The organism is Qipengyuania sp. HL-TH1 (assembly GCF_036365825.1).
GTDB lineage: Bacteria > Pseudomonadota > Alphaproteobacteria > Sphingomonadales > Sphingomonadaceae > Qipengyuania > Qipengyuania profunda.
This window is the reverse complement of sequence record NZ_CP142675.1, coordinates 1,458,493-1,482,667: the sequence shown is the minus strand read 5'-3', so window position 1 is coordinate 1,482,667 and position 24,175 is coordinate 1,458,493. Positions and strand designations below refer to the sequence as shown.

Annotated in this window: 20 protein-coding genes; 14 read left to right on the top strand and 6 right to left on the bottom strand. The window is 61.7% G+C overall.

Annotated elements, in window-relative coordinates; all coding sequences use genetic code 11:
• Positions 1-118: 118 nt before the first annotated feature.
• From recA to alaS, 6 genes are all read left to right on the top strand, one after another.
• Entirely contained in the window at positions 119-1,183 is a 1,065-nt protein-coding gene (gene recA, locus VWN43_RS07810; protein ID WP_253515229.1) for a recombinase RecA, read from the top strand.
• 196 nt (positions 1,184-1,379) lie between these two features.
• Entirely contained in the window at positions 1,380-2,006 is a 627-nt protein-coding gene (locus tag VWN43_RS07805; protein ID WP_320179978.1) for a glutathione S-transferase family protein, read from the top strand.
• A gap of 96 nt (positions 2,007-2,102) precedes the next feature.
• Positions 2,103-3,269 (top strand): nucleotide sugar dehydrogenase, encoded by a 1,167-nt coding sequence (locus VWN43_RS07800; RefSeq protein ID WP_320179979.1) that lies wholly within the window; start codon positions 2,103-2,105, stop codon positions 3,267-3,269.
• The gene (locus tag VWN43_RS07795) at positions 3,269-4,291 is read left to right on the top strand and encodes an NAD-dependent epimerase/dehydratase family protein (protein ID WP_320179980.1); all 1,023 of its coding nucleotides are present in this window, start codon (positions 3,269-3,271) and stop codon (positions 4,289-4,291) included. The genes VWN43_RS07800 and VWN43_RS07795 overlap by 1 nt, the downstream gene beginning before the upstream one ends.
• 4 nt (positions 4,292-4,295) lie before the next feature.
• A complete protein-coding gene (locus tag VWN43_RS07790) occupies positions 4,296-5,126 on the top strand; it encodes a class I SAM-dependent methyltransferase (protein ID WP_320179981.1) in 831 nt (276 codons plus the stop codon).
• 72 nt (positions 5,127-5,198) lie between these two features.
• Positions 5,199-7,856, top strand: a complete 2,658-nt coding sequence (gene alaS / locus VWN43_RS07785) for an alanine--tRNA ligase (protein ID WP_320179982.1) — start codon at positions 5,199-5,201, stop codon at positions 7,854-7,856.
• A 5-nt stretch (positions 7,857-7,861) separates the two neighbouring features.
• Here the strand turns inward: alaS and VWN43_RS07780 are convergent, their stop codons facing one another.
• From VWN43_RS07780 to VWN43_RS07760, 5 genes are all read right to left on the bottom strand, one after another.
• The gene (locus VWN43_RS07780; protein ID WP_320179983.1) at positions 7,862-8,050 is read right to left on the bottom strand and encodes a hypothetical protein; all 189 of its coding nucleotides are present in this window, start codon (positions 8,048-8,050) and stop codon (positions 7,862-7,864) included.
• Between the two features lie 43 nt (positions 8,051-8,093).
• Entirely contained in the window at positions 8,094-8,615 is a 522-nt protein-coding gene (locus tag VWN43_RS07775; protein WP_320179984.1) for a hypothetical protein, read from the bottom strand.
• Entirely contained in the window at positions 8,616-10,376 is a 1,761-nt protein-coding gene (locus tag VWN43_RS07770; protein WP_330768563.1) for a cation:proton antiporter domain-containing protein, read from the bottom strand.
• A 49-nt stretch (positions 10,377-10,425) separates the two neighbouring features.
• Positions 10,426-12,081, bottom strand: a complete 1,656-nt coding sequence (locus tag VWN43_RS07765; protein WP_253515237.1) for a bifunctional GNAT family N-acetyltransferase/carbon-nitrogen hydrolase family protein — start codon at positions 12,079-12,081, stop codon at positions 10,426-10,428.
• 109 nt (positions 12,082-12,190) lie between these two features.
• The gene (locus tag VWN43_RS07760; protein WP_320179985.1) at positions 12,191-13,411 is read right to left on the bottom strand and encodes an NADP-dependent isocitrate dehydrogenase; all 1,221 of its coding nucleotides are present in this window, start codon (positions 13,409-13,411) and stop codon (positions 12,191-12,193) included.
• A gap of 234 nt (positions 13,412-13,645) precedes the next feature.
• Between VWN43_RS07760 and VWN43_RS07755 the strand changes: the two genes are divergently transcribed.
• The 7 genes from VWN43_RS07755 (at position 13,646) to VWN43_RS07725 (ending at position 21,065) form a co-directional block, all read left to right on the top strand.
• Positions 13,646-15,058, top strand: a complete 1,413-nt coding sequence (locus tag VWN43_RS07755; RefSeq protein WP_330768559.1) for an exopolysaccharide biosynthesis polyprenyl glycosylphosphotransferase — start codon at positions 13,646-13,648, stop codon at positions 15,056-15,058.
• Between the two features lie 166 nt (positions 15,059-15,224).
• Complete coding sequence (locus tag VWN43_RS07750; RefSeq protein ID WP_253515243.1) at positions 15,225-15,464, top strand: hypothetical protein; 240 nt, start codon at positions 15,225-15,227, stop codon at positions 15,462-15,464.
• 555 nt (positions 15,465-16,019) lie between these two features.
• Positions 16,020-16,847: a glycosyltransferase family 2 protein gene (locus VWN43_RS07745; RefSeq protein WP_320179987.1), complete on the top strand. Its 828-nt coding sequence runs from the start codon at positions 16,020-16,022 to the stop codon at positions 16,845-16,847.
• A gap of 7 nt (positions 16,848-16,854) precedes the next feature.
• The gene (locus tag VWN43_RS07740) at positions 16,855-17,769 is read left to right on the top strand and encodes a sulfotransferase (protein WP_320179988.1); all 915 of its coding nucleotides are present in this window, start codon (positions 16,855-16,857) and stop codon (positions 17,767-17,769) included.
• Complete coding sequence (locus VWN43_RS07735; RefSeq protein ID WP_320179989.1) at positions 17,769-19,112, top strand: lipopolysaccharide biosynthesis protein; 1,344 nt, start codon at positions 17,769-17,771, stop codon at positions 19,110-19,112. Before VWN43_RS07740 ends, VWN43_RS07735 begins: the two co-directional genes overlap by 1 nt.
• A complete protein-coding gene (locus tag VWN43_RS07730) occupies positions 19,109-20,095 on the top strand; it encodes a sulfotransferase family protein (RefSeq protein ID WP_320179990.1) in 987 nt (328 codons plus the stop codon). Before VWN43_RS07735 ends, VWN43_RS07730 begins: the two co-directional genes overlap by 4 nt.
• Positions 20,088-21,065, top strand: coding sequence for a sulfotransferase (locus VWN43_RS07725; protein WP_320179991.1), 978 nt, complete (start codon positions 20,088-20,090; stop codon positions 21,063-21,065). Before VWN43_RS07730 ends, VWN43_RS07725 begins: the two co-directional genes overlap by 8 nt.
• A 78-nt stretch (positions 21,066-21,143) precedes the next feature.
• Here VWN43_RS07725 and VWN43_RS07720 read toward each other — a convergent pair whose 3' ends face one another.
• Positions 21,144-22,862, bottom strand: coding sequence for a hypothetical protein (locus VWN43_RS07720; RefSeq protein WP_320179992.1), 1,719 nt, complete (start codon positions 22,860-22,862; stop codon positions 21,144-21,146).
• Between the two features lie 116 nt (positions 22,863-22,978).
• Between VWN43_RS07720 and VWN43_RS07715 the strand changes: the two genes are divergently transcribed.
• Complete coding sequence (locus tag VWN43_RS07715) at positions 22,979-23,905, top strand: sulfotransferase domain-containing protein (RefSeq protein ID WP_320179993.1); 927 nt, start codon at positions 22,979-22,981, stop codon at positions 23,903-23,905.
• Positions 23,906-24,175: the final 270 nt, after the last annotated feature.

The window sequence follows — 24,175 nt, the reverse complement described above, 5'->3', positions numbered from 1 at the left end:
GGAACATAGCAGAAAAATTTTTCCTGTTCCCCACTTGTTCTTGCGGAACAAAGCCGATACATACTGCGCCAGTTGAAGAGTCGGTAGCCGGCTCTGGCCAAGTGCAGGAGGTAGTGTCATGGCGGCAAGTCTGAAGCTCGTAGAGGACAAAAAAGTGAACGCAGACCGCCAGAAGGCATTGGACGCCGCGCTCGCACAGATCGACCGCGCATTCGGCAAGGGTTCGGCGATGAAGCTGGGCCAGAAAGAAGCCATGCAGGTGGAATCGATTTCCACCGGCTCGCTCGGCCTCGACATCGCGCTGGGCGTGGGCGGCTTGCCCAAGGGCCGCGTGGTCGAGGTGTACGGTCCGGAAAGCTCGGGCAAGACGACGCTGGCGCTGCATGTGATCGCCGAAGCGCAGAAGGCGGGCGGCACTGCCGCCTTCGTCGATGCCGAACATGCGCTCGACCCGGTCTATGCCAAGAAGCTGGGGGTCGACATCGAGGAACTGATCATCTCGCAGCCCGATACGGGTGAACAGGCGCTCGAGATTACCGATACGCTGGTCCGCTCGAATGCGATCGACGTGCTGGTGGTCGACTCGGTTGCTGCGCTGGTCCCCCGCGCCGAGATCGAAGGCGAGATGGGCGACAGTCATGTCGGCCTGCAGGCCCGCCTGATGAGCCAGTCGCTGCGCAAGCTGACCGGTTCGATCAACCGCTCCAAGTGCATGGTGATCTTCATCAACCAGCTGCGCATGAAGATCGGCGTTATGTACGGTAACCCCGAAACCACCACCGGCGGCAACGCGCTCAAGTTCTACGCCTCGGTGCGGCTCGACATTCGCCGTACGGGCCAGATCAAGGACCGCGACGAGGTCATCGGCAATGCGACCCGCGTGAAAGTGGTCAAGAACAAGGTCGCTCCGCCGTTCAAGCAGGTCGAATTCGACATCATGTATGGCGAGGGTATTTCGAAGATCGGCGAGATTCTCGACCTCGGCGTCAAGGCCGGCGTGGTCGAGAAATCGGGCAGCTGGTTCAGCTATGACAGCGTCCGCATCGGCCAGGGCCGCGAGAACGCCAAGACCTTCCTCAAGGAAAATTCCGAGATGTGTGCCAAGTTGGAAGCCGCAATCCGCGGCCGCACCGACGAGGTCGCCGAAGAGATGATGACCGGTCCGGACGCGGACGAGGACTGAATTCTCTTCAAGCGGGAGCGCGTCGGCCCACATCCCCGGGCTCGCGTTACAGCCGGACTGTCCCCCGGCGCTCCCGAAAAACCGGAAAGCCGGTGCGCGCCGCTTCATGGCCGCACCGGCTTTTCCGTTTGTGGCATGGCCGCAGGCCAGTGGCAGCCCTAGGGTGCGGGCGAATCGTCCATTCGGGAGCGCCGCCATGACCATCACCGTCCACCATCTCAACAACAGCCGTTCGCAGCGCATCCTCTGGCTGCTCGAGGAACTGGGCGCGGACTACGAAGTGGCCCCTTACCAGCGCGATGCCGAAACCAATCTCGCGCCGCCCGAGCTCAGCGAGGCGCATCCCCTCGGCAAGTCGCCGCTGATCGAAGATGATGGCGTATCCATCGCCGAAAGCGGCGCAATCATCCAATATCTGTGCGAACGCCATGGCGGCGAAAGCTGGCTTCCCGCGCGCGATAGCGAAGCCCATATCCGCCACCTTGAATGGATGCAGTTCGGCGAGAGCAGTTTTTTCGTCCCAGTTATGCTGAAGATTTACGCCGGCCGCCTTGGCGATGCCGCCGCGCCGCTGATGCCGCGCGTCGACGAGCAACTCGCCGCTCATATCCGCTTCGCCGAGGACAACATCTCACCCGATCTCCATTTCGTCGGCGACGACTGGACCGCTGCGGATGTGATGATGAGTTTCCCCGCCGAGATCGCGGTGATGCAGGGCTATGGCGAGCAAGCGCCAAAGCTCGCGCGGTTCGTCGAGGCAATCCATGCGCGGCCAGCGTGGCAGCGGGCGCGCGAGCGGGGCGGGCCCTATTTCATGTGGTGAGCAGGTGCGGGGCGGGGCTTGCAATCGCTTGCGCCTCCCCACAGAAGGCACGCGTTGTCGACCCTTGCGGCAGCGGATTGATATGCGGGTAACTCGATGAAGATCGCCGTTTTCGGGCTCGGCTATGTCGGCCTTTCCAATGCCATCATGCTGTCACAGCACAATTGTGTGATCGGCTGCGATATCTCGCCCGAGCGCATCGCCATGCTCGAGGATCGCCAGTCGCCGATCCAGGACGAACTGCTCGAGCAATACCTACGCCGCGACGATCTCGACCTCGCCTTCACCACCGATCCTGCCACAGCGATCGAAGGCGCCGAGTTCGCGGTGGTCGCCGTGCCGACCAATTACGATGTCGAGACCAACTTCTTCGATACTTCGGCGGTCGATGCGGTGATCGAACAGGTTCTCGCCGCCAACGACCAGGCGGTCGTGGTCGTCAAATCCACGGTCCCGGTGGGCTACGTCGGCCATGCGCGCGAACGCTTCGCGACCGACCGCATCATCTTCAGCCCCGAATTCCTGCGCGAGGGGAAGGCGCTTTACGACAACCTCCATCCCTCGCGGATCATCGTCGGCGAACGGTCCGAGCGGGCGCAGAAATTTGCCGACCTGCTGCTCCAGCCCGTTCTCGAGGACGATGTCACCGTCCTGCTGACCGATGCCGACGAAGCCGAGGCGATCAAGCTGTTCGCCAACACCTATCTCGCCATGCGTGTCGCCTTCTTCAACGAACTCGACAGTTACGCCTTGTCGCGCGGGCTCGACACGCGCCAGATCATCGAAGGCGTCGGCCTCGATCCGCGCATCGGGGCGCATTACAACAATCCATCCTTCGGCTATGGCGGCTACTGCCTGCCCAAGGACACCAAGCAGCTGCTGGCGAATTATTCCGAAGTCCCGCAGAACCTCATCCGCGCGATCGTCGACGCCAACCGCACCCGCAAGGACTACCTTGCCGACCGCATCATCGACCGCGAGCCGCGCATAGTGGGCATTTACCGCCTGGTGATGAAGGCCGGTTCGGACAATTTCCGCCAGTCCTCGATCCAGGGCATCATGAAGCGCGTGAAGGCCAAGGGGATCGACGTCATCGTTTACGAGCCGGTGATGGAGGAAGACAGCTTCTTCGGCAGCCGCGTGGTGAACGATCTCGACGCGTTCAAGGCCGAGGCTGATGTAATCGTCGCCAATCGCCTCGATCCCGACATCGCCGATGTCCGCGACAAGGTCTTCACCCGCGACCTGTTCGGCGCCGACTGATGGGCGAAAGCCGCACCGCGCTGGTCACCGGCTCGGCGGGGTTTATCGGCTATTTCACCTGCCGCCGCCTTTTGGCCGACGCGTTCCAAGTCATCGGCGTCGATTCGCTCTCGGACTATTACGATCCCGAACTCAAACGGCGTCGACAGGCGGGGTTGCTGCAAAACGCGGGTTTCGCGGCGATCAATGAGCCGATCGAGACGCCGGGCCTGCTGGCGAGCCTCTTTGCAGACGAACAGCCCGATATCGTCATCCATCTCGCAGCGCAGGCGGGGGTGCGGCATTCGATCGATCACCCGCGCAGCTATCTCGAGAGCAATCTGGTCGGCACCTTCGAACTGCTCGAAGCCGCGCGCGCGTATCAGCCGCAGCACATGCTGCTGGCCTCGACTTCATCCGCCTACGGCGCGAATACCGAGATGCCGTATCGCGAGACGATGAAGGCGGATCACCCGCTCTCCTTTTACGCCGCGACCAAGAAGGCGACCGAAGCGATGGCGCATTCCTACGCGCATCTGTTCGATCTTCCGGTGACCATGTTCCGCTTCTTCACCGTGTACGGGCCGTGGGGGCGCCCCGACATGGCATTGTTCAAATTCACCAGGGCGATGCTCGAGGGCGAGCCGATCGACGTTTACAATCACGGCGAGATGATGCGCGATTTCACCTATGTGGAAGACCTCGTCGAGGCGGTGCGGCGGCTGATCGACACTCCGCCCGTGCGTCCAACCGCGGCCGAGGACGTCGCCGAGGGGGACAGCCTGTCGCCAGTCGCCCCCTGGAGGGTGGTCAACATCGGCAATTCGCAGCCCGTCCAGCTTGGCGACATGATCGGCGCAATCGAGGATGCACTGGGCATCAAGGCCAAGCGCAATCTCATGCCGATGCAGCCGGGGGACGTTCCCGCGACCTGGGCCGATGCCGAACTGCTGCGCACGCTCACCGGTTATGTCCCGCAAACGGATATCCGTGAGGGCGTGCAGCGGTTCGTTGCGTGGTATCGCGACTATTACGGAGTATGACGCGATGACCGATCAATCCGAATGGACCGGCAGGGTCGGTAATGCCTGGGCGGACGAATGGCAGCGGACCGACCGCAGCTTCGGCCCGGTGACCGACCGGCTGCTCGAAGTCGCGCAGGCTAAGGGTTTCGCACAGGTACTGGATGTCGGCTGCGGCGCAGGCGAAGTGTCGCTCGCGCTCGCAGCGGGCGATCCGACGGCAAGGGTGATCGGGGTAGATATCAGCGAGGACCTGCTCGAGGCGGCCCGCCAACGCGGAGCGGGACAGCAGAACCTGCGCTTCGAGCTTGTCGATGCGGCCCGGTGGACGGCGGGCGCTGGCGAGCAGGCCGACCTCGTAGTCTCGCGTCACGGGGTGATGTTCTTTGGCGACCCCATCGCCGCCTTCGCGCATATCGCGGATCAGGCGGCGCCGAGTGCGCGGCTCGTCTTTTCCTGCTTCCGCGAGCGTACCGAAAACCCCTGGGTGCGCGAAATCGCCGCGGTCCTCCCGCCAAGCGATGAGCCCGCGCCCGATCCCGATGCCCCCGGGCCCTTTGCTTTCGGGCGCCGGGCTCGCGTCGAGGATCTTCTTATGAAAGCCGGTTGGCAGGGCGTCGCCTTTGAACCGATCGATTACCGCATGATTGGCGGCGAAGGCGAGCAGGCGGTCGAGGATGCGCTGTCCTATTTCCTGCGGATCGGCCCAGCAGCGCGCGCCATCGGGGCGCTGGGGGAGGCCGAACGCGACACCGCCATGGCCCGCCTCCGCGCCATGCTCGAGCGGCACTGTGTCGATGCCCAGGTCGCACTCCCGGCCGCTGGCTGGATCGTGACGGCCCGCGCACCCGGTTGATCGTCTCTCCTGCACAGTCTGGCCGGGCATTGGCGCTTGTCGCCCGCGCGCCGATTGCCTAACTGCCCGGTCATGACTTCGACCAACGACATCCGCCGCAGTTTCCTCGACTATTTCGCACGCCACGAGCATGCCGAAGTCGCCAGTGCGCCGCTCGTCCCGTTCAGCGATCCCACGCTGATGTTCGTCAACGCCGGCATGGTGCCGTTCAAGAACTCGTTCACCGGGCTGGAAACCCCGCCCGCGCCGCGCGCCACCAGCGCGCAGAAATGCGTCCGCGCCGGGGGCAAGCATAACGATCTCGACAATGTCGGCTACACCGCGCGGCACCACACTTTCTTCGAGATGCTCGGCAATTTCAGCTTCGGCGACTATTTCAAGGAGCAGGCGATCCTGCATGCCTGGACGCTGCTGACCGAGGAATGGGGTCTCGACAAGGACCGGCTGCTGGTCACCGTCTACCATACCGATGACGAGGCCTTCGACCTGTGGAAGAAGCTGACCGGCTTCGCCGACGATCGCATCATCCGCATCCCGACGAAGGACAATTTCTGGGCGATGGGCTCGGACGGCCCCTGCGGGCCGTGTTCGGAGATCTTCTACGATCACGGCGACCATATCTGGGGCGGCCCTCCGGGATCACCCGAGGAGGACGGCGACCGCTTTGTCGAGATCTGGAATCTCGTGTTCATGCAGTTCACGCAGGAAAACGACCAGATCGTCGGCGACCTGCCCAAGCCGAGCATCGACACGGGCTTGGGGATCGAACGCATCGCCGCGGTGATGCAGGGGGTGCACGACAATTACGACACCGACACCTTCAGGAATTTGATCGCGGCGAGCGAGGGGCTGACCGGAGTGAAGGCCGAAGGCGACAGCACTGCCAGCCACCGGGTCATCGCCGACCATTTGCGCTCGACCAGCTTCCTGATGGCCGATGGCGTGCTGCCTTCGAACGAAGGCCGCGGCTATGTCCTGCGGCGGATCATGCGCCGTGCCATGCGCCATGCGCACCTGCTCGGCGCGAGCGAACCGCTGATGCACCGTCTCGTGCCCGCTCTCGTCACCGAGATGGGCCAGGCCTATCCCGAACTGCAACGCGGGCAGGCGCTGATCGAAGAGGTGCTCGAACGCGAGGAAACGCAGTTCCGCCGCACGCTCGACAAGGGCCTCAAGCTGCTCGACGAGGCGACCGGCACGATGGGCGAGGGCGGGACGCTGGACGGGCAAACCGCGTTCAAGCTCTACGATACCTATGGCTTCCCCTACGATCTGACCGAAGATGCGCTGCGCAGCCGCGGCATCACCGTCAACAAGGACGGATTCGATGCGGCGATGGAGCAGCAGAAGGCGGCTGCCCGGGCGGCGTGGAAGGGTTCGGGCCAGTCGGCCAGCGAAGAGGTCTGGTTCGATATCGCCGATGCGCAGGGATCGACCGAGTTCACGGGCTACAATTCGACCACCGGCGAAGCCGAGGTCGTTGCGATCGTCAAGGACGGTGCGCAGGTCCAGTCGGCCGGGGCCGGCGATGAGGTGGTCGTTCTGACCAACCAGACGCCGTTCTATGGCGAAAGCGGCGGCCAGACCGGGGATGCCGGGCGGATATGGACGCCCGAAGGTTTCGAATTCGCAGTCGAGACCACCAACAAGCCGCTGGGCCGGCTACACACGCATGTCGGCAGGGTCGCCGGCGGTTCGGTCAAGGTCGGCGACGCGGTTCACCTGGAAGTCGATGCCGAGCGGCGCGACCGGATCCGGGCGAACCATTCCGCGACGCACCTTGTCCATGCCGCGCTGCGCAATCGCCTCGGCGATCACGTCACGCAGAAGGGTTCGCTGGTTTCCGAAGACCGCTTCCGCTTCGATTTCTCGCATCCCAAGCCGCTCGGCGATGACGATATCGCCGCGATCGAGGTCGAGGTGAACGAGGAAATCCGTGCCAACGAACAGGTCGGCACACGGCTTATGACACCCGACGATGCGGTCGCTGCGGGCGCGCTGGCGCTGTTCGGTGAGAAGTATGGCGACGAAGTGCGTGTCCTCTCGATGGGCCGCACGGTCGGCGAAGGGCGCAATTATTCGGTCGAGCTATGCGGCGGCACGCATGTGAAGGCGACCGGCGATATCGGCCTGTTCAAGATCGTTTCCGAAAGCGCGGTCAGTTCGGGTGTCCGGCGGATCGAGGCGCTGACCGGCGAAGCAGCGCGCAAATGGCTTGTCGCGCGCGACGAGGCGGTGCGGCTTATCGCGGGCGCGCTCAAGACTTCTCCCGACGAGGCGCCGGCGCGGGTCACGGCACTGGTCGAGGAACGCAAACGGCTCGAGAAGGAACTTGCCGAAGCCAAGCGCGCGCTTGCGCTCGGTGGCGGCGGCGCGAGCGAATCCGGCCCCGCCGACGAAGATGTCGGGGGCGTCACGTTTTCGGGCCAGGTGGTTGAAGGGCTTAATCCGAAGGACCTGCGTCCGCTGCTCGATGAAGCCAAGGGTCGGATCGGGTCAGGCATTGCCGCGATCTGTGCAGTCAATGACGGCAAGGCCGCCTTCGCGGTGGCCGTCACCGACGATCTGACCGAACGTTTCAGCGCAGTCGATCTGGTGCGTGCCGGGGTCGAGGCGCTGGGCGGGAAGGGTGGCGGCGGCCGCCCGGACATGGCCCAGGGGGGCGGTCCGGACGGTGCCAAGGCCGACGAAGCGATCGCCGCGGTGCGCAGCAAACTTTCCGCCGGATAGGTTGCTTAGCTACGGTTGCGCGATTTGCGGCCTACTTCGGACTGGCTGCCGCGCGGCAGGTCGTGACCGCCGGTATCGGATGGCTTGTTGGCATTCGCGCTAGGCGGTTCGACGGTGCTGACCGGGTCCTGCACGTTCTGCGGCTTGAACTTCTCACTGTTCGGCGTCGGCTTGGTCGGGTCGGGGTTGCTCATGTCTTTCTCCTTCCCCCGACCAACGGTCGGAGCGCGTAGAAGTTCACGTTTCCCGTAGTTTGTCCGGATCGATCGAGCCGTAGACATGCCTGATGGCGGCTTGCACCTTCGCAATACGGTTCGAATCGCGCAGCGTTTCGCGCGAGGAAGCCACTGCCCTCAACTCGCTAGCCAGCGCTTCGAGCCGGGCGGTAGTTTCCGCTCCGGGCTTCGTGGCAAGCGCGCGTGCAACGAGGAAGGCAAGGTCGCTGACCGGTCGCATGGCCAGGAAGCTCTCGACCATCGGACCCAGCAATTCGGGCCGATCGCGCCAGTCGCGGCCTTCGAACAGCATCTGGACGACATGCTGGCCCGCGCCGAAACATTCGAAGCGGATGCAGCCGGCAAAGCCTTGTTCGGCGCGGTCCGTATAGATCGTGCAACGCGCGTCGTCGCCGAGCTTGGGGCAGGGCTGGCCGGCCTCCTTCGCCGCGGCGAAACCCGGCATGTCCTGCGAAGGATAGGCGATGCAGCACAGCGCCGCGCACCGCGCGCAATCCGAACGCGTTTCGAGCGGGGCCGCCATCTAGGCTTCCGCGGTGCTGGTCCGCAGTTTCGGCTTGTAGGTCAGCGCGCCTTCCTGCTCGATCTGGCCGCGGAATTCGTCGCGTTTCTCGTGAATGGAGGCGATCACCGGCCCCATTGCCACGCCGATATCCACCAGCACCGCCTCGGACAATTGCAGCGAGCTTTCGAGCGTTTCGGGGACCGCATGGCTTGCGCCCGCACGGTAAAGCTCGGCGGCGTGCCGGACGTCGCGCGCGCGGCATACGATCAGCAGGTCGGGGTGCTCCTTGCGCAGCTTGGATACCAAGCGCTGCACCAATACCGGCTCATCCATGGTCAGCACCACGGCGAGCGCGTTCTCGATCCCCAGCCGGTCCATCGAATCGCCGCGCGCGGCATCGCCGAATGTGGCGCGGAAGCCATCGCGCTTTGCGCTTTCGATCAGGTCGGGATCCGCATCGAGCGCAATATAGGGCTTGTCATGCGCGGTGAGCATCTGCGCCACCAGTCGCCCGACGCGGCCGGCGCCGACAATGATCACGCGTGGTTCGTCGGCGGTATCCTCGGGTAATTCCGGTACCGGTTCGACCCGCCGTGCGATGACGCGGCCGAGACGCGCGAGCAGCGGGGTGACCGTCAGGCCGATCGCAGTGACGATCTGCCAGAATTGCGCGGTGCCCGGCTGGATTAGCAGCGCGGCACTGGCCGCCGCGAGGATGATCAGCGTCGTTTCCGACGGGCTGGCCATCAGGATGCCGGTTTCCGCTGCCGTGCTGCGCCGTGCCCCCATCAGCCGCAGCAGGACTCCGGTAACCAGCGCCTTGAACGGCAGGATCAGCAGGACCGCGGTAAAGATCAGCGCGAAGTTTTCCCAGATCGTCTGCAGGTCGATGCTCATGCCCACGGTGATCAGGAAGATACCCAGCGCGAGACCCTTGAACGGCTCCATGATCGCTTCGACTTCGCCGTGATATTCGGTCTCCGCGATCAGCAGCCCGGCGATCAGCGCGCCAACGATCGGCGAGAGGCCGACCGCTGCGGTGGCGAGGCTGGCGCCGATGACCACCAGCAGCGATGCGGCAAGGAACAGTTCGGGGCTCTTGGTGCGCGCGGCCTGGCCGAACAGCCGGGGCAGGGCGAAGCGGCCGAGAATCATCATCGCCGCGATTACCAGCCCGCCCTGCCACAGCGTGGTCAGCATGCCTTCCCAGCCTTCGCCGGCGGCATTGGGGGCCATCGCGCCGAGGACGAAGATGATCGGCACGATCATGATGTCTTCGAACAACAGCATCGACAGCGCCGCGCGCCCGACGGGCGAATGCGTGCCGGCAATCGGCAGGACGATGGCGGTGGAGGAGAAGGCGAGCGCGAAGCCGAGCGCGAGCGCGCCGGTCCAGTATTGCCCCATCATCGACAGCGCCATGGCCAGCGAGCTGCCGATCACCAGCAGCTCCATCGCGCCCAGCCCGAAGACCAGTTTGCGCATTTGCCACAAGCGGTTGAAGCTGAGTTCCAGACCGATTGTGAAGAGTAGCAGGATAATCCCGAATTCGGCGAAGGGCTCGAGCGCCTCGGGATCGGAGATGGTAATGTGGTTGAGCCAGGGGTGCTCGAACACGAGCCGCCCGAGCCCGAAGGGGCCGACCGCAACCCCGATCAGGATGAACCCGATGATCGGGGTGACGCGAAACCGCGTGAATACGGGAATGACCAGCCCGGCCGCGCCGAGGATCACCAGCGCGTCGGATACTGCCGGACTTGCGAATTCAGCCGATGCCATGCGACCTTCCGTAACCGCGCCGGGTCAGGCTGTCACGACGCGATCCGCGCTAACCCCCACCCGGATGCGCGGGGCCGAGTGGTTCACGGCGCGGACGCGGCTTGCCCGGATGCTTTCCGTCTTCGTCCCACTCGATGCGGTAGAGGTCGAAACGCCGGTCGGCGAGGTTGCGCACTGTCCCTTCGGCGCGCGCCCAGCTGAGATCGGCAAGGTTGATATCGCTGATCGTCAGTGTCTCGACATTCTCGCTGGCCTCGGCGGCAATCCCGTCGCGGGCGAAGGGGAAATCGCAAGGCGTCAGGATGCAGCTCTGCGCGTACTGGATGTCCATATTGGCGACATTGGGCAGATTGCCGACATTGCCGCTGAGCACGACGAAGCACTGGTTCTCGATCGCGCGCGCCTGACCGCAATAGCGTACGCGCAGGTAGCCCTGGCGGCTGTCGGTGCAGAACGGCACGAAGATGATCCGCGCGCCTTCGTCGGCGAGGCGCCGCGACAGCTCGGGGAACTCGCTGTCGTAACAGATCTGCACCCCGATCGGACCGCAGTCGGTCTGGATCACCTCGACCTTGTCGCCGCCCTTGATGTTCCACCAATAGCGCTCGTTCGGCGTGGGGTGGATCTTCTCCTGTGCATGCACCGCGCCATCGCGCAGGCAGACATAGGCGACATTGTGGATGTCGCCGTCCTCCATCCGCGTCGGATGCGAACCGGCGATGATGTTGATGTTGTAGCGCATCGCCATTTCGGAAATGTCGCGCCGCAGACGCGGGGTGTATTCGGACAGGCGCTCGATTGCCTCGACGGGGGAGAGTTCCTTCTCCTCGAAGCTCAACAGCATAAGCGTGAACAGTTCGGGAAAGACGATGAAGTCCGCCTCGTAATCGCTAGCGACATCGACGAAATATTTAATGGCGCGCATGAATTCGTCGTAATCCGCGACCGCGCGTGCCTGGAGCTGGCAGGTCGCGACGCGCACCGCCTCGACCCCGCGTGGCAGCCGCTTCTTCACCGGCTGGTCGCGCTCGACATAAGGGTTGCGCCAGACCATCATCACCGCATTGGCCATCGAGGCTTTGTCCTCGGGCAGATAGCCCTGCATGATCCGTTCGGGTTCGAAGCCGTTGGCCAGCTGGAAGCGCAGCACCGGATCGTGCAGTTTCCCCTCGACCACCTTGGCGAGATAGTCCTGCGGATTTTCGACCTTGCGGCGGAAGCGGCGGTAGTTGGGCATCCGCCCGGCAAAGACGATACCCGTCAGGTCCATTTCCTCGGCCAGCGCGCGTCGTTCTTCATACAGGCGCCGCCCGATACGCACGCCGCGCACCTTGGGATCGACGCACATCTCGTAGCCATAGAGCCAGTCGCCGGTCGGATCGTGACGGCTGCCATAGCCATTGCCCGTAATCTCGTCCCAGTCATGCGGCTGGAAGGCGAGCGCTTCGGCAAGCTGCATGGTTGCGCAATAGCCGACGACCTCGTCATCGAGCAGTGCGACGAAGCAGCCTTCGCGGAAATTGTTGATCTGCCCGCGGATTTCGCCATGCGTGTAGGCGGGCATATCCTCGTAAACCCGCCGCACCAGGTGCGCGATGCCGGGAATGTCCTTGATCATCGCATTGCGCACTTCGAGCCTACGCTGGCCGAACTTCTCGGGGCCCTTGCGTTTCACGGTGCGCTTCTTGTTTGCCGGTGCGGCCATGTCATCCCTGTCTTTTCTGGTGACCCCTTACGACAAGACCGGAACCGGCGCGTGCCGGTCCCGGTCTCGTGCGTCACTGCCTAGGCAATGACGAAGTCGGCGGTTGGTTTCAGGCCCAGGCCTGCATTTCCGTTTCGAGGTTGTCGACGATCGCCTCGAAGAACTGCTCGGTGGTCATCCAGCTCTGGTCGGGACCGATGAGCAGCGCGAGGTCCTTGGTCATCTTGCCGCTTTCGACGGTCTGGATGCAAACCCGCTCGAGCGTCTCGGCGAACTTCACCACATCGGGCGTGTTGTCGAAGCGCCCGCGATAGATCAGGCCGCGCGTCCAGGCGAAGATGCTGGCGATCGGATTGGTGCTGGTCGCCTTGCCTTCCTGGTGCTGGCGATAGTGGCGGGTAACCGTGCCGTGCGCGGCTTCGGCTTCGACGGTCTTGCCATCGGGCGTCATCAGCACGCTGGTCATCAGGCCAAGCGAGCCGAAGCCCTGCGCCACCACGTCCGACTGAACGTCGCCGTCGTAGTTCTTGCAGGCCCAGACGAACTTGCCGCTCCACTTGAGCGCGGAGGCGACCATGTCGTCGATCAGGCGATGTTCGTAGGTGATGTTCGCTTCGGCGAACTTGTCCTTGAATTCGCTTTCGAACACTTCCTCGAACAGATCCTTGAAGCGGCCGTCATACTTCTTGAGGATGGTGTTTTTGGTCGACAGATACACCGGCCAGCCCCGGTCGAGGCCGTAGTTCATGCAGGCACGCGCGAAATCGCGGATGCTGTCGTCGAGATTGTACATCGCCATGGCGACGCCCGAGCTCTGGAATTCGTAGACATCGAGATCGATGTTCTCGCCATTCTCGCCTTCGAAGACGAGACGCAGCTTGCCGGGGCCGGGGATCAGCGTGTCCTTGGCGCGGTACTGGTCACCGAAAGCGTGACGGCCGACGACGATGGGATCGGTCCAGCCGGGGACGAGGCGCGGAACGTTGTCGATCACGATCGGCTCGCGGAAGACCACGCCGCCAAGGATGTTGCGGATCGTGCCATTGGGGCTGACCCACATCTTCTTGAGGCCGAATTCCTCGACGCGGGCTTCGTCGGGGGTGATGGTGGCGCATTTCACGCCCACGCCATACTGCTTGATCGCATTGGCCGCGTCGATCGTGATCTGGTCTTCCGTCTCGTCGCGCTTTTCGATCGAAAGATCGTAATATTTCAGATCGACGTCGAGATAGGGCAGGATCAGCCGCTCGCGGATCCATTCCCAGATGATCTTCGTCATTTCGTCGCCGTCGAGCTCGACGATCGGGTTCGCAACCTTGATCTTCGCCATGGGGTTCCTGTTCGTTCGAATGAGAGTTGCGCGCGCCATAGCAGAGCGCGGGCCGAGGGCAAGGGAGCGGTCGCGTTGCAAGCGGAGGGCCACGTTGCGCACGGGCTGTCAGCTAGATTACCGTAGCGGTCCCACAATGGCGCAAATAGACAATACGGATTGCCACGGAGAGTTAACGGAGACTATGATCCGGTTAACCCGCGCATCTTGCATGAAGCACAAGAACAACGTCGCATGGTCATCCATACCCCCCGGGAAGAGAAGGGCGGAGCGAAGAACGTGTATCTTGAGAATGTCTCCCACGCGGTTCGCCGCCCGGCGATGGAAGGTCGCCGTATTCAGCTGTATCTGCTGATGCTGCTGGTCGATGCCCTGATCCTGCTTGGCAGTTTCGTGGCCGCCGGGGGCTTTTATCGCAATCAGTGGCCGCATGAACTCGCCATTGCGATGGGCTGGGCTTTCCTGCCGATCTTCCTGGTCATTGCAGTGCATCAACGGTGCTATTCGATCCGTGCGCTCGACGAAGCGCGCTACGCGATCGGCCAGGTCGGCCTCGCACTGGTGGTGTCAGCCATGTTGTGTACGGTGATGATCTTCTACGCCAAGGCTGCGACCGAATTCTCGCGCGTCATGCTCTCGCTCGCGCTGGTTCTCGCCTTTGCCGGCATGGCCTTGTTCCGGATCGGCATGCATTTCAGCCTGCGCCAGGTCTACGGCCCGAGCGTGAGTTCGGTACTGGTGGTCATGGATGGCGGGCCAAAGGTGACCATTCGTGGTGCGCAGGTCGTTCATGCCGAGGATTTCGACATTTCCGGCGCGCATGCTTCACCCGACAGTCTCGATCGCATTGGCCGGTTGATGCGCGGCATGGATCGTGTCGTCGTCAGTTGCGCGGCCGACCAGCGCCCGAAATGGGCGAGCGTCATGCGCGGGGCGGGCGTGCGCGGTGAGGTTATTTCGACTGCCTTGCAGGAACTTGGCGCAATCGCGCTGGAGCGCGAGGGCGGCCAGTCCTTCCTGGTTGTCTCGACCGGTCCCCTGGCGCTTCATGCGCGCATCTTCAAGCGGGTCATGGATCTGGCGATCACCGTACCGGCGTTGATCCTGCTCAGTCCGCTGATGGCGCTGGTGGCTGTGCTGATCAAGCTCGAGGACGGGGGTCCGATCTTCTTCGTCCAGCAGCGCATGGGCGCGCATAATTGCCTGTTTGATATGCTCAAGTTTCGCTCGATGCGCGTAGAAAAGGGGGACTGCAAGGGCGCGCGCTCGACCTCGCGCGAAGACGATCGTGTGACGCGGATCGGGGCCATCATTCGCAAGACGTCGATCGACGAACTCCCGCAGCTCATCAATGTCCTGCGTTCGGAAATGAGCGTGGTCGGGCCGCGTCCGCATGCATTGGGGTCGCAGGCGGGCAAGAAGCTCTTCTGGGAAGTCGATACCGATTATTGGCAACGGCACGCGCTCAAGCCGGGTCTTACCGGCCTGGCCCAGGTTCGCGGGCACCGCGGCGCGACCGAAACCGAAGGTCATCTGAAGGACCGGCTCCAGGCGGATCTGGAGTACATTCGCAACTGGTCGGTCTTGCGTGACATCAAAATCATATTCGCGACGGCCCGGGTCCTGGTGCACCCGAATGCATATTGACCTGTCCTTGAGCCGACGTAAGGTACTTTGAGAATAGAATGGGTCGGAGCTGACTGCGTTGTAAAAATGCGACGTAACAATGAATTATCCGGTTGCGCGGTATTCGAGATCGCTGCTAGCGAAAAATCGAATTCTCGCGTAAGAATAAAACTTAAGGAGACTAAATATGAAGACCAGCCGCCTTCTCGCCGGCCTCGCAGCCGCAACCATGGCCGTCGGTTCGGTATCCGCTGCTGCAGCTGACGCTGCCGTTGCAACCGACCTTTCGCGCTCGACCGCCGAAGCTGGTGAAACCAGTGAACTCGGTGGCGCAGGCCTCATCATCGCGATCCTTGCTGGTATCGCTGTAGTTGCTGGCGTGATCGTTGCAGCCAGCGACGACGATGACGAAGCTGTTAGCCCGTAAGCTTCTAGCGAATTTCAAAGATGAGGCCGCTACCGTTTTCCGGTGGCGGCCTTTTCTGCATCTGGGGCTAAGGGCTTGGCTAAAAGATCAGTTTGGTCGGGCACAATCCGTGCGGAATTGACTGTCAACTGAAGTCGAACCAGTCTGCGGGGGTTCCTCTGGTTTCTCTAGCTGGAGCCGGTTTGTGATACCGCCCCGCTGCCGGACATGGCGCAATTCGCAAGCGATCAATGCAGGATTGGTCGGCCTGGATGACAATTGTTAAGCTTGGTAGCTAACCCAGCGGAGTGTCCGCGTGGACCCCCGACTAGCGGGCGCATACTTCTCATACGAAGCTAGAAAGTGGTTGGGTGCGCCCTTTCCTAAAAGGGCGGGCCAAAGTTCGCTGCTGCCGCTTGTCCTGCGTCCTCTGACCTTCGACTGGGTCTGACTGTCAGATATGGTCTTGGAACATTCATTCCAACGCGCTAGCAGCCTTGGTTAACCGCACACTCGGGCGGGCCAAGGCGGTGGGCTCAACCTGGCCCAAGATCACTCTTCGAGACCAAGGTAGGCTTGAACTTGCCCATGCGAGAATCTCCACAAGTGCAAGATGGGCAGTTCCCCAGCGAACCCTTGGTTTCCGTGGTCGTGCCGATGCATAACTCGGCGGCGCATATCGTCGAAACCATCCGGTCGGTGCTGGATCAAACCCATACCAATCTGGAGGTCATCGCTGTCGACGATGCATCCTCCGACGCGACTGTCGCGATCGTCGAGGGAATGGCGGATCGCCGCATCAAGATAGTGCGGATGGAAACGAATGGCGGAGCGGGACGTGCGCGGAATGCGGGGATCGATGCCGCGTCCGGCGATTATCTCGCGCTGCTCGATTCAGATGACCGCTGGTATCCGGACAAGCTTGAGCAGCAGCTGCGCTTCATGGACCGGACCGGCTCGGCTGTGTGCTATACGCGTTACGATCTGATCGATGCAGAAAGCGAGCAGATCGGTCAGAGTGGGCGGCTTGCCGCAAGCGTTACCTACGAACAGCTATTGCGGCACTGCATAATCCGCACATCGAGCCTGCTGGTCGATCTGCGGGCGCTAGCTCAACCGGTTCACTTTCCCGAAATCCGCAAGCGGCAGGATTTCGTTTTCTTCCTGCGTTTGCTCAAACAGGTGCCCAAAGCCGATTTGCTCGACGAAGTCACATGCAGCTATCGCCTCCATAGCGGCACGGTCTCCTCGAATAAGTTTCGCGTTATCCCTTTCCAGTGGAACGTCTATCGCACGCAAGAGCAGCTTCCGCTGGGCAAGTCGGTCAGCCTGATGATCGGTTGGTTTTTCAACGCTGGATTCGTCAACGCGCGGCGTTTTGCGCAATGGGTGGAAAGCAAGTAGCCCTCCGATGAGCGAGACGCCTCGACATATTGCGGTCGTTGCCTTGCGCCGATCCGGTACTACCGCATTGTGGAACCTGTTCCGGCAAGATCCGCGCTACACGTGCTATGACGAACCGTTCAGCCATTTGCTGCATGACCTTCCGGCCGACAACGTCAAACGCACCCGAGCGGAATTCATTGCATTGTACAATCGGGATCCCGATCGCTTTCGGTCTCTTTACGCGCCGATACCGAGAGGCGAGGAGACTGTTCGCGGCCTATCGGAAAAGCAGGTCGAGTATCTCGAGTACTTTCTCGAAGGTGGGCCCACGGCGTTCGATGTGACGCGTTGCATGGGTAAAATCCCTGCGATTCACGCGATCATTCCCGACGCCGTACTGGTTCATCTCTACCGCCATCCTGTCGCATTTGCGAGTTCCCATCTGCTCCCCTCCGACCGGTTCGATCCCCTGGGTCTGCGCAAGCGCCGCAACCGCTCTACAGCGCTGACCCGGTCCGGCCGGTTCAACGGCTGGGGGATGGAAGAGCTTCTTCGCACCAAATGGATCGATACGACGAACACGCTCTTTGCTGAGGTGGGGGTGCAACTTCCTCCCAAGAGCGCAAGGGTTCCTGCGGCGCAGCGCCTTCTCGGGGGGTGGCTGGGGGCATATCGACTCGCGGAGCGCGAGGGGCGCGCCCTTTATGGAAGCCGCTTTGTCTCGCTGTCTTTCGAGGATGTCTGCCGGGATGCTGCTCGCAACGTCGCAAAAATACGGACCCTGGCGGGCGCCCCGGGCGAGGCGCTTGATGTCAGTAAGATCCGTCCCGCTTCCGCTGGAATATCACCGACGGACCCCCGGTGGATCGCGATGGCCCGCGCTGCAGGATTCACTGCCGAAGAGCGCGACCAGTTTTTCGGTGCCGGCGTCGACAACTGATGGCGGCTACTAGCAACCGACGATTGGCGGGCCGCGGAGCCATTTCGATCGCTATCCGGTTTCTCTCCGCAGGACTCGGCTTTGCGCTGGTCTTCGCCATGGCCCGCTGGATGCCGACCGATGAGTTCGGCCATTTCGGCTATGCCTTCTCGCTTGCCACGGCATTGTCGGTCATGCTCGATTTCGGACAATGCAGGCTCATCCTGAGGTCCTTGTCGACATATAGCGAACGCGGCCGGACGGACTTGATGAGCGCAGTGCTGCGTTTCTCGCTGATGGTTTCGGTTGTCGGGATCCTGGCGAGCGTTCTCGTTATTCTTCTGTGGTCCTCACTTTCCCATGCCCACCCGTCGATCATACCCGCTGCGGCGCTAACCGCTGGCATGATACTGGCTGACTTCCAGGCAAATCTGCTGCGGGGTCTCGGCAATCTGGTTAGGTCGCTGGTACCGAAAGAGATTGTCTGGAGACCTCTCGCGATGAGCCTGATGGCGTTGGCGGGCGGCGGCTTGACCCTCGTTACCGATGCGACCACCGCGCTATGGTTTCTGGCGATAACCCTATTGGTGCTCAACGCATTGCAGTTGCTGTTCATCGTCCGACCTCGCTGGCGACGCGCTCTTGCGCAGATCGCCGCAGCGGAGCGGGCCGACACCACACCCGGCGAAACGCTTGATGCTGCAAAGTCCATGTGGCGCAAAAGCTCGGTCCGCCTTTGGCTCGCCACTGCCATGAACGCGGCCATCACGCCGCTCAGCGTGGTAGTGGTTGGGCAGTTCATTTCTCCGGCGGAAACAGGTGCGTTCTTCGCGGCGGTTCGCGTTGCAACCATCATTGCTTTCCCATTGCAGGGGCTCAACCTGCTGACCGCACCGATGCTTGCGCGCAACTACGCGGCGAACAATCTTGCGCAACTCCAGCGCGTTGCCAGTTTTACTGCAATCGCTTCGACAGCAATGGCATTGCTGGGTGCCGTCATTCTGGGCTTCTTCGGAGCGCAACTGCTTGATTTGCTCAACCCCAGCTTCTCGACCTCGGCAACTGCGCTATTGGTGATTATGGCCGGGTTCGTCATTGCAGCGATTTGTGGATCGAGTGGGCAATTGATGAATATGACTGGCCATGACCGCGAGTTTCTCAAGATCTTGGCAACCTTCAATATCGTCGGTTTCGCGGTCCTGTTGCTCCTCACCAGGGAATTTGGTGCCATCGGCGCGGCATGGGGACTGCTCGTCGTCAAGGCCGGATGGAATATTGCCGTCGTCATCTGGGCTCGCCGCAACCTTGGTATCGACCCCTCGATCCTGGGCCCGATTTTCGTTCCAAAGGCAGTCGTGAAATGATGTCTCCGACGTTCTTTATTGTTGGTGCCCAGAAGGCCGGGACCACGAGCTTGCATGCGATGCTTGCGCGGCACGAGCAGGTCTTCATGTCGGATCCGAAGGAACCCGGATATTTCATTCGGGGCTTCGATGATCCAGAGCGATGGCAAACGCTTTATCGGCCCGACAAGCACGGTCGCATTCAGCCGCTGTCCGAAGTCGATCTGGGCGTATTCAACGCCGATGACTATGCCGCGCTGTTTTCCAGTGCGGAAGCGCAACGGGCGCAGCAACGCGGAGAAGCCTCGACACCCTATCTGCCGTCGCCGCACGCAGCAGATCGCATCAAGGCCACGGTACCCGGCGCGAAAATCATCATTGCTTTGCGTGATCCTGTGCCGCGTGCTTACTCGGCCTGGGGTTACAATTCATCGCGCGGGCGGGAATCGGCGGCCAGTTTCGAGCAGGCCATCGCTGAGGAACTGGCAGGTAAGCGCGACCATTTCATCTATGGATGGCGTTATCTCTATTCGGGTCTTTTCTCTCGGCATGTCGAGCGATACCTCGACCGCTTCGGGCGGGAGAACGTCCTGCTCCTGAGCTTCGACAAGCTGAAGGACGATGGGCAGGGCGTTTTTGATACGATGTGCGATTTTCTCGAGGTTTCCCGGCAGACCGTGAATGCCGGACGGCAGGAGAACGTAACGGTGCGCCATGCCAATCCCGTGATCGAGGGGATTCGCAATTCCTTCAATCGTCCGGGAGCCATCAAAACGCTGATCAAGCCTATCCTGCCGCGCGGACTTCGCACCAAAGTGCGGAGAGGGGTTACGACTTCCCTTGACCGTTATGGTGAACGTCCGGAGCCGATGACACAGTCCGTCCGACAGGAGCTGTCCCAATATTATGCCGGGGATCTCGCGAAACTTGCCGAGATGGTGGACTTCGATATCTCGCATTGGGGCAAGGCGCAAAGCGGGGCGGAGGGTGAAACGCATGGCTGATGGTGTCACGCCGATCTACATCGCCGGACGCGCCCATTCCGGTTCGACGATCCTGACCGTAATTCTCAATGGCCACCCCCAGATACAGGGGTGCGGCGAGGTCCTCGATGCGCTTGCGCGTGGCCCCCATGAGGAATGCTCGTGTGGCGCGAAAATTCGCGAGTGCCCGCAATGGTCGCAGGTCTTTACCGCATACCGCGTTCGCACTGGTCGCGACCTGGAAGAAGACATTCCCAAGCTTTATGAATTGACGGATATCCGCCAGTTCGGCTCTGCATTGCGTAGCAAGCCGGAGGTGCCGGACGACAAATGGTCATTCTATGCGCAGGCAACGCGCGACCTGAACGACACGATTGCCGACGTTTTCGACGTGCCGGCCTTCGTCGACAGCCACAAGGAATATACCCGCGGCCTGATGATGTTGCGCTCGGATCCTTCGGCGAAAGTCATTCATATCTACCGCGAGCCGGACATCACCATCACGTCGCATTACTATCGTCTGGGTGCTGGAAGCCCCGTTAAATTCATGAAGCGGCTCTATCGACCCGGCCTGATGACGTTTCCGTTTCTGATGGTCATCGCATTGGGCTGGTCGGTAGGAATGATAGCCGCGATCCTGACTGCCCGGGCCTATCCGGACCGGGTGCTCCATCTGTCGCATGACGATTTCTCTGCAAATCCCGTGCGCGAGCTCGAGCGCATCGGTGCCTTTCTTGACATCGACCTTTCCGTCCTCGTCGACACGATCAGGAACGGCCGGTACTTTGCGATCGAGCACGTGATAGGCGGCAACGAATTCAAACACGAAGGCCGTATCACCTTCGATCCGCGTACCAAGGGGCGTCGCAAGGCCCCGTGGTATTACCGCGCGGCAGCGTGGCTGTTCGCCTGGCCCGGCGCATTGGCGCGGCGGTTCTTCATTCCCGCACCTGATTATGCCCTTTCCGGTAAACGGGCTGATCCCTCTTAAGCCGGCCGGGTAACTCTCCTCCGCTGTAAGCTGGAGCTATGATCTGTCTCGGCGGGTCAGTCTGTTGGAGCAGCTGGATCACAAACCCGGAGCATCGACCATCCGCCCGATTGTGTGGCTCGCCCTGATTGCCGCTGTATCGATTTTGCGGGCTCTTCTCTCGACATAGCTAAGGGTTTCGAGACTGGCGCCGTTAAGTGTGATGTTGTTGAAATCGGCACCCACCAGACTGCCGAAACGCATCAGATACGGCGCTGTCCGGGTCTCCTCGTTCCACGTCCAATCGATGTTATGCATCGCGATGTCGCTGACGTTGAAGGGCGTGTTCCACAAGGTCGCGCCGGCAGGCATGTCTCGTGCCACCAGTCCATCAAGCTGGATTGCGCTAGCGCTCTTTTGTGTCCCGAACACGGTAAAGGAGGCGGTGGGAGAACCGGTATGCGTTATCTTGAGCCCGCGTATCGTGGCGGCTCGCTTGCCGGCCAGTTTGAAAACCTTTGCTTGGACATCCTCATTACCCAGCTTCTCCAATGCGCCGGAAATGACCAGATTGGTAACCTCCGTAGGTTCGGGCAAGTCGGCGCGTAGCCAGACGATGCTGTCCGTGACGCGACCGGGGATCGGATTTGCCGACAGGTCTCGAACAACACAATTGCGCAACGAACCACCGCTGATCACGACCATTGCCCCGTGGGCATAGCCCGACAGAGTGACGTTTTCGACGAGTAGGTCGGGGTTGCGATCTGCGTAGATGAGATGGTCGACATCGCTATTGGCCAAACGACAGTCCCGAATGGTGACCCCGGGCGCGCGGTTGGCGACGATCGCGCTTCGAACCGTGTCGTGAATGTACACGCGCTCGATCATTGTCACACGCGGTGCCTGGTAGGCGCCGTCATTGTCTCCTTGTCCGATGTTTATGCCGCCCTGACGCATCAGCTGGCGGCGAAAAGACTTTGCGCCTTCCGCAACCGAGGATTCGTCGGCAAAATAGTTGCGGTACCGGGTCTTGTGATCGAAATGCTCCTGAGCGGATCCGTCATACTCGAAATCAGCGAAAGCAGCGGTTTCGATCCCCGATTTGGTCGAAAGACCGCGGAAAGAGTCTTCGGCCGGTGAGCTGGGATTCGGCCTGTTGAGCAGCTCGATGAAACTCTGGTCGTAGGGAACGGTCTTCAGCCCCGACCGTGTGCCTTCACCAAAGGGGGCAAGGCCGCGGAGACGCTGATTGTCTCCGACCCAATTGGCCGTGTGCAGATAGAATCCGTCGAGCACAGCATCGCGCGCACCGCTATCCAGCATCGATTGCAAAGCCAGCGTGTTGTCATGTTCGGGGCCGGTCTGAGCACCGAACCAGCTGGCATAGGCTATGCCAGGCAGGCGGAAATTACCTCCGGTTTCCCAGAGAGTTTGTTGCCGTTTTGCGCTATCCATCTGTTGGACGCCGCGAACCCATCGGACATTCGTCAAATCGAAGATATGCTGCCCCGGCGGCGCATCGATATCCTGATCGAAGTCGATTATCACCCCGTCATCGGGGCGCAGGATCCCGCCCGCGAACCGCACCTTGGCCGCTACGCGGATCGATCGCGATACGGCCCACAGACCGCTGGTGATGGTCACGATCGTATCGGCTGGAGCCGTCGCAAGCTCATCGGTCAGATCACCGGCAGTCTGCCCGCCGATGCCCAGCTTACCCAGGAAGAGTGTTCCGGAGGTCACCGCCAGTGCGGCCAGCGAACCGGTTAGAACTTCGCGACGACCAAATCCGGTTCTGATGGCTGCTTCACCAAGCATGAAGTTGGGTTCCTTAGTTGCGGGATGGGTCGTGGGTCTCCTGAATTAGGCACTCGGCCGCCTGTACGGAAGCTTTACCGGCACGGTAGCTGAATTATCCGCCTTGCTTCGCTGTCATGACGTCCATATTCACCGCCTTCACGCAGGCTGGCCCTGTAACTCGCACCGAATTTCCGGAGTGTTCCCTGACCGTGTCGAAGCATTTTGTACAAAGCTCTAGCCTGCGCAAAACCCTGATTGCTGCCTATCGCGCATATGCTCGTGCCCAAGTCTGGCGTCGGGGGCCGCGGATTTTGGTGAACAGTATCCCCAAGGCGGGGACCCACTTGCTCACTGCCGAGCTCGAGCGACTGGCCGATCTCCAGAATTCCCGCCTTCATCTCGATATCGATCGGCTCGGTATGCCGGGGACGAGCAACGATCTCGGATTTCCGATGGTGAACCTTCCCAAGACCGAGCGCGCTATTTCCACGGTCAGGCCCGGACAGATGTTCTCCGCGCACCTCTACTGGTCGAAGGAACTGGAGGACATTCTGTCGGGGGCAGAGATATGCAGTATCTTCATCGCCCGAGACCCGCGTGACATCGTTCTGTCGCGCCTGCACTACGCGATGGGGCTGCGCAGGCATCGGTTGCATCCCTACCTTGCCGAGGTGCTTGAAAACGACAAGGACCGGCTTCGCTCCCTGATCGTCGGCCGTGACGCCGACCCGTTTATTCGTCCCCTGCGGGCGACCCTGCAAGGCTATCTTCCGTGGCTCGACCGTCCGGGTACGCTCGCGGTCCGTTTCGAGGATTTGGTTGGGCAACGAGGCGGAGGCACCGCCGAAAGGAAGCGTGACGCCTTGCGCAGCATTGTCGATCTCTGCGGCATCGATGGCAGCAAGGTGGACGAAATGGCGGGCATTGGAACCGGCCCCACACCTACAATGCGAAAAGGCAAGGCGGGTGGCTGGCGCGACGAGATGCCGGCGGAACTCGTCGAGCTATGCGATGCCGAAATGGGCGATCTCATCGAGGCCTACGGCTACGCTCGAACTTGAGACCCTGAAGTCCTGAACGGGGCCCACAAACGGGCTGTTGCAGTGGACGGAATATTCGCTGCGTTGCCGCCTCGGGACGACACGACAGGTGCAGATCTGAGCTGGATGATAAAAACGATTTGCGTCGGCCTCGGAGATTATCATGCCCAAAACCTCACAGGCATGAACGCTAAGGAAACGGCGCAAGGCGCCCGGCCGCCGTGGCGGGATATTTAAGTTAACGTCGACCGATCGGCGTGTCGCCGCCGCGGGGGAGCGGTTCTGATAGTG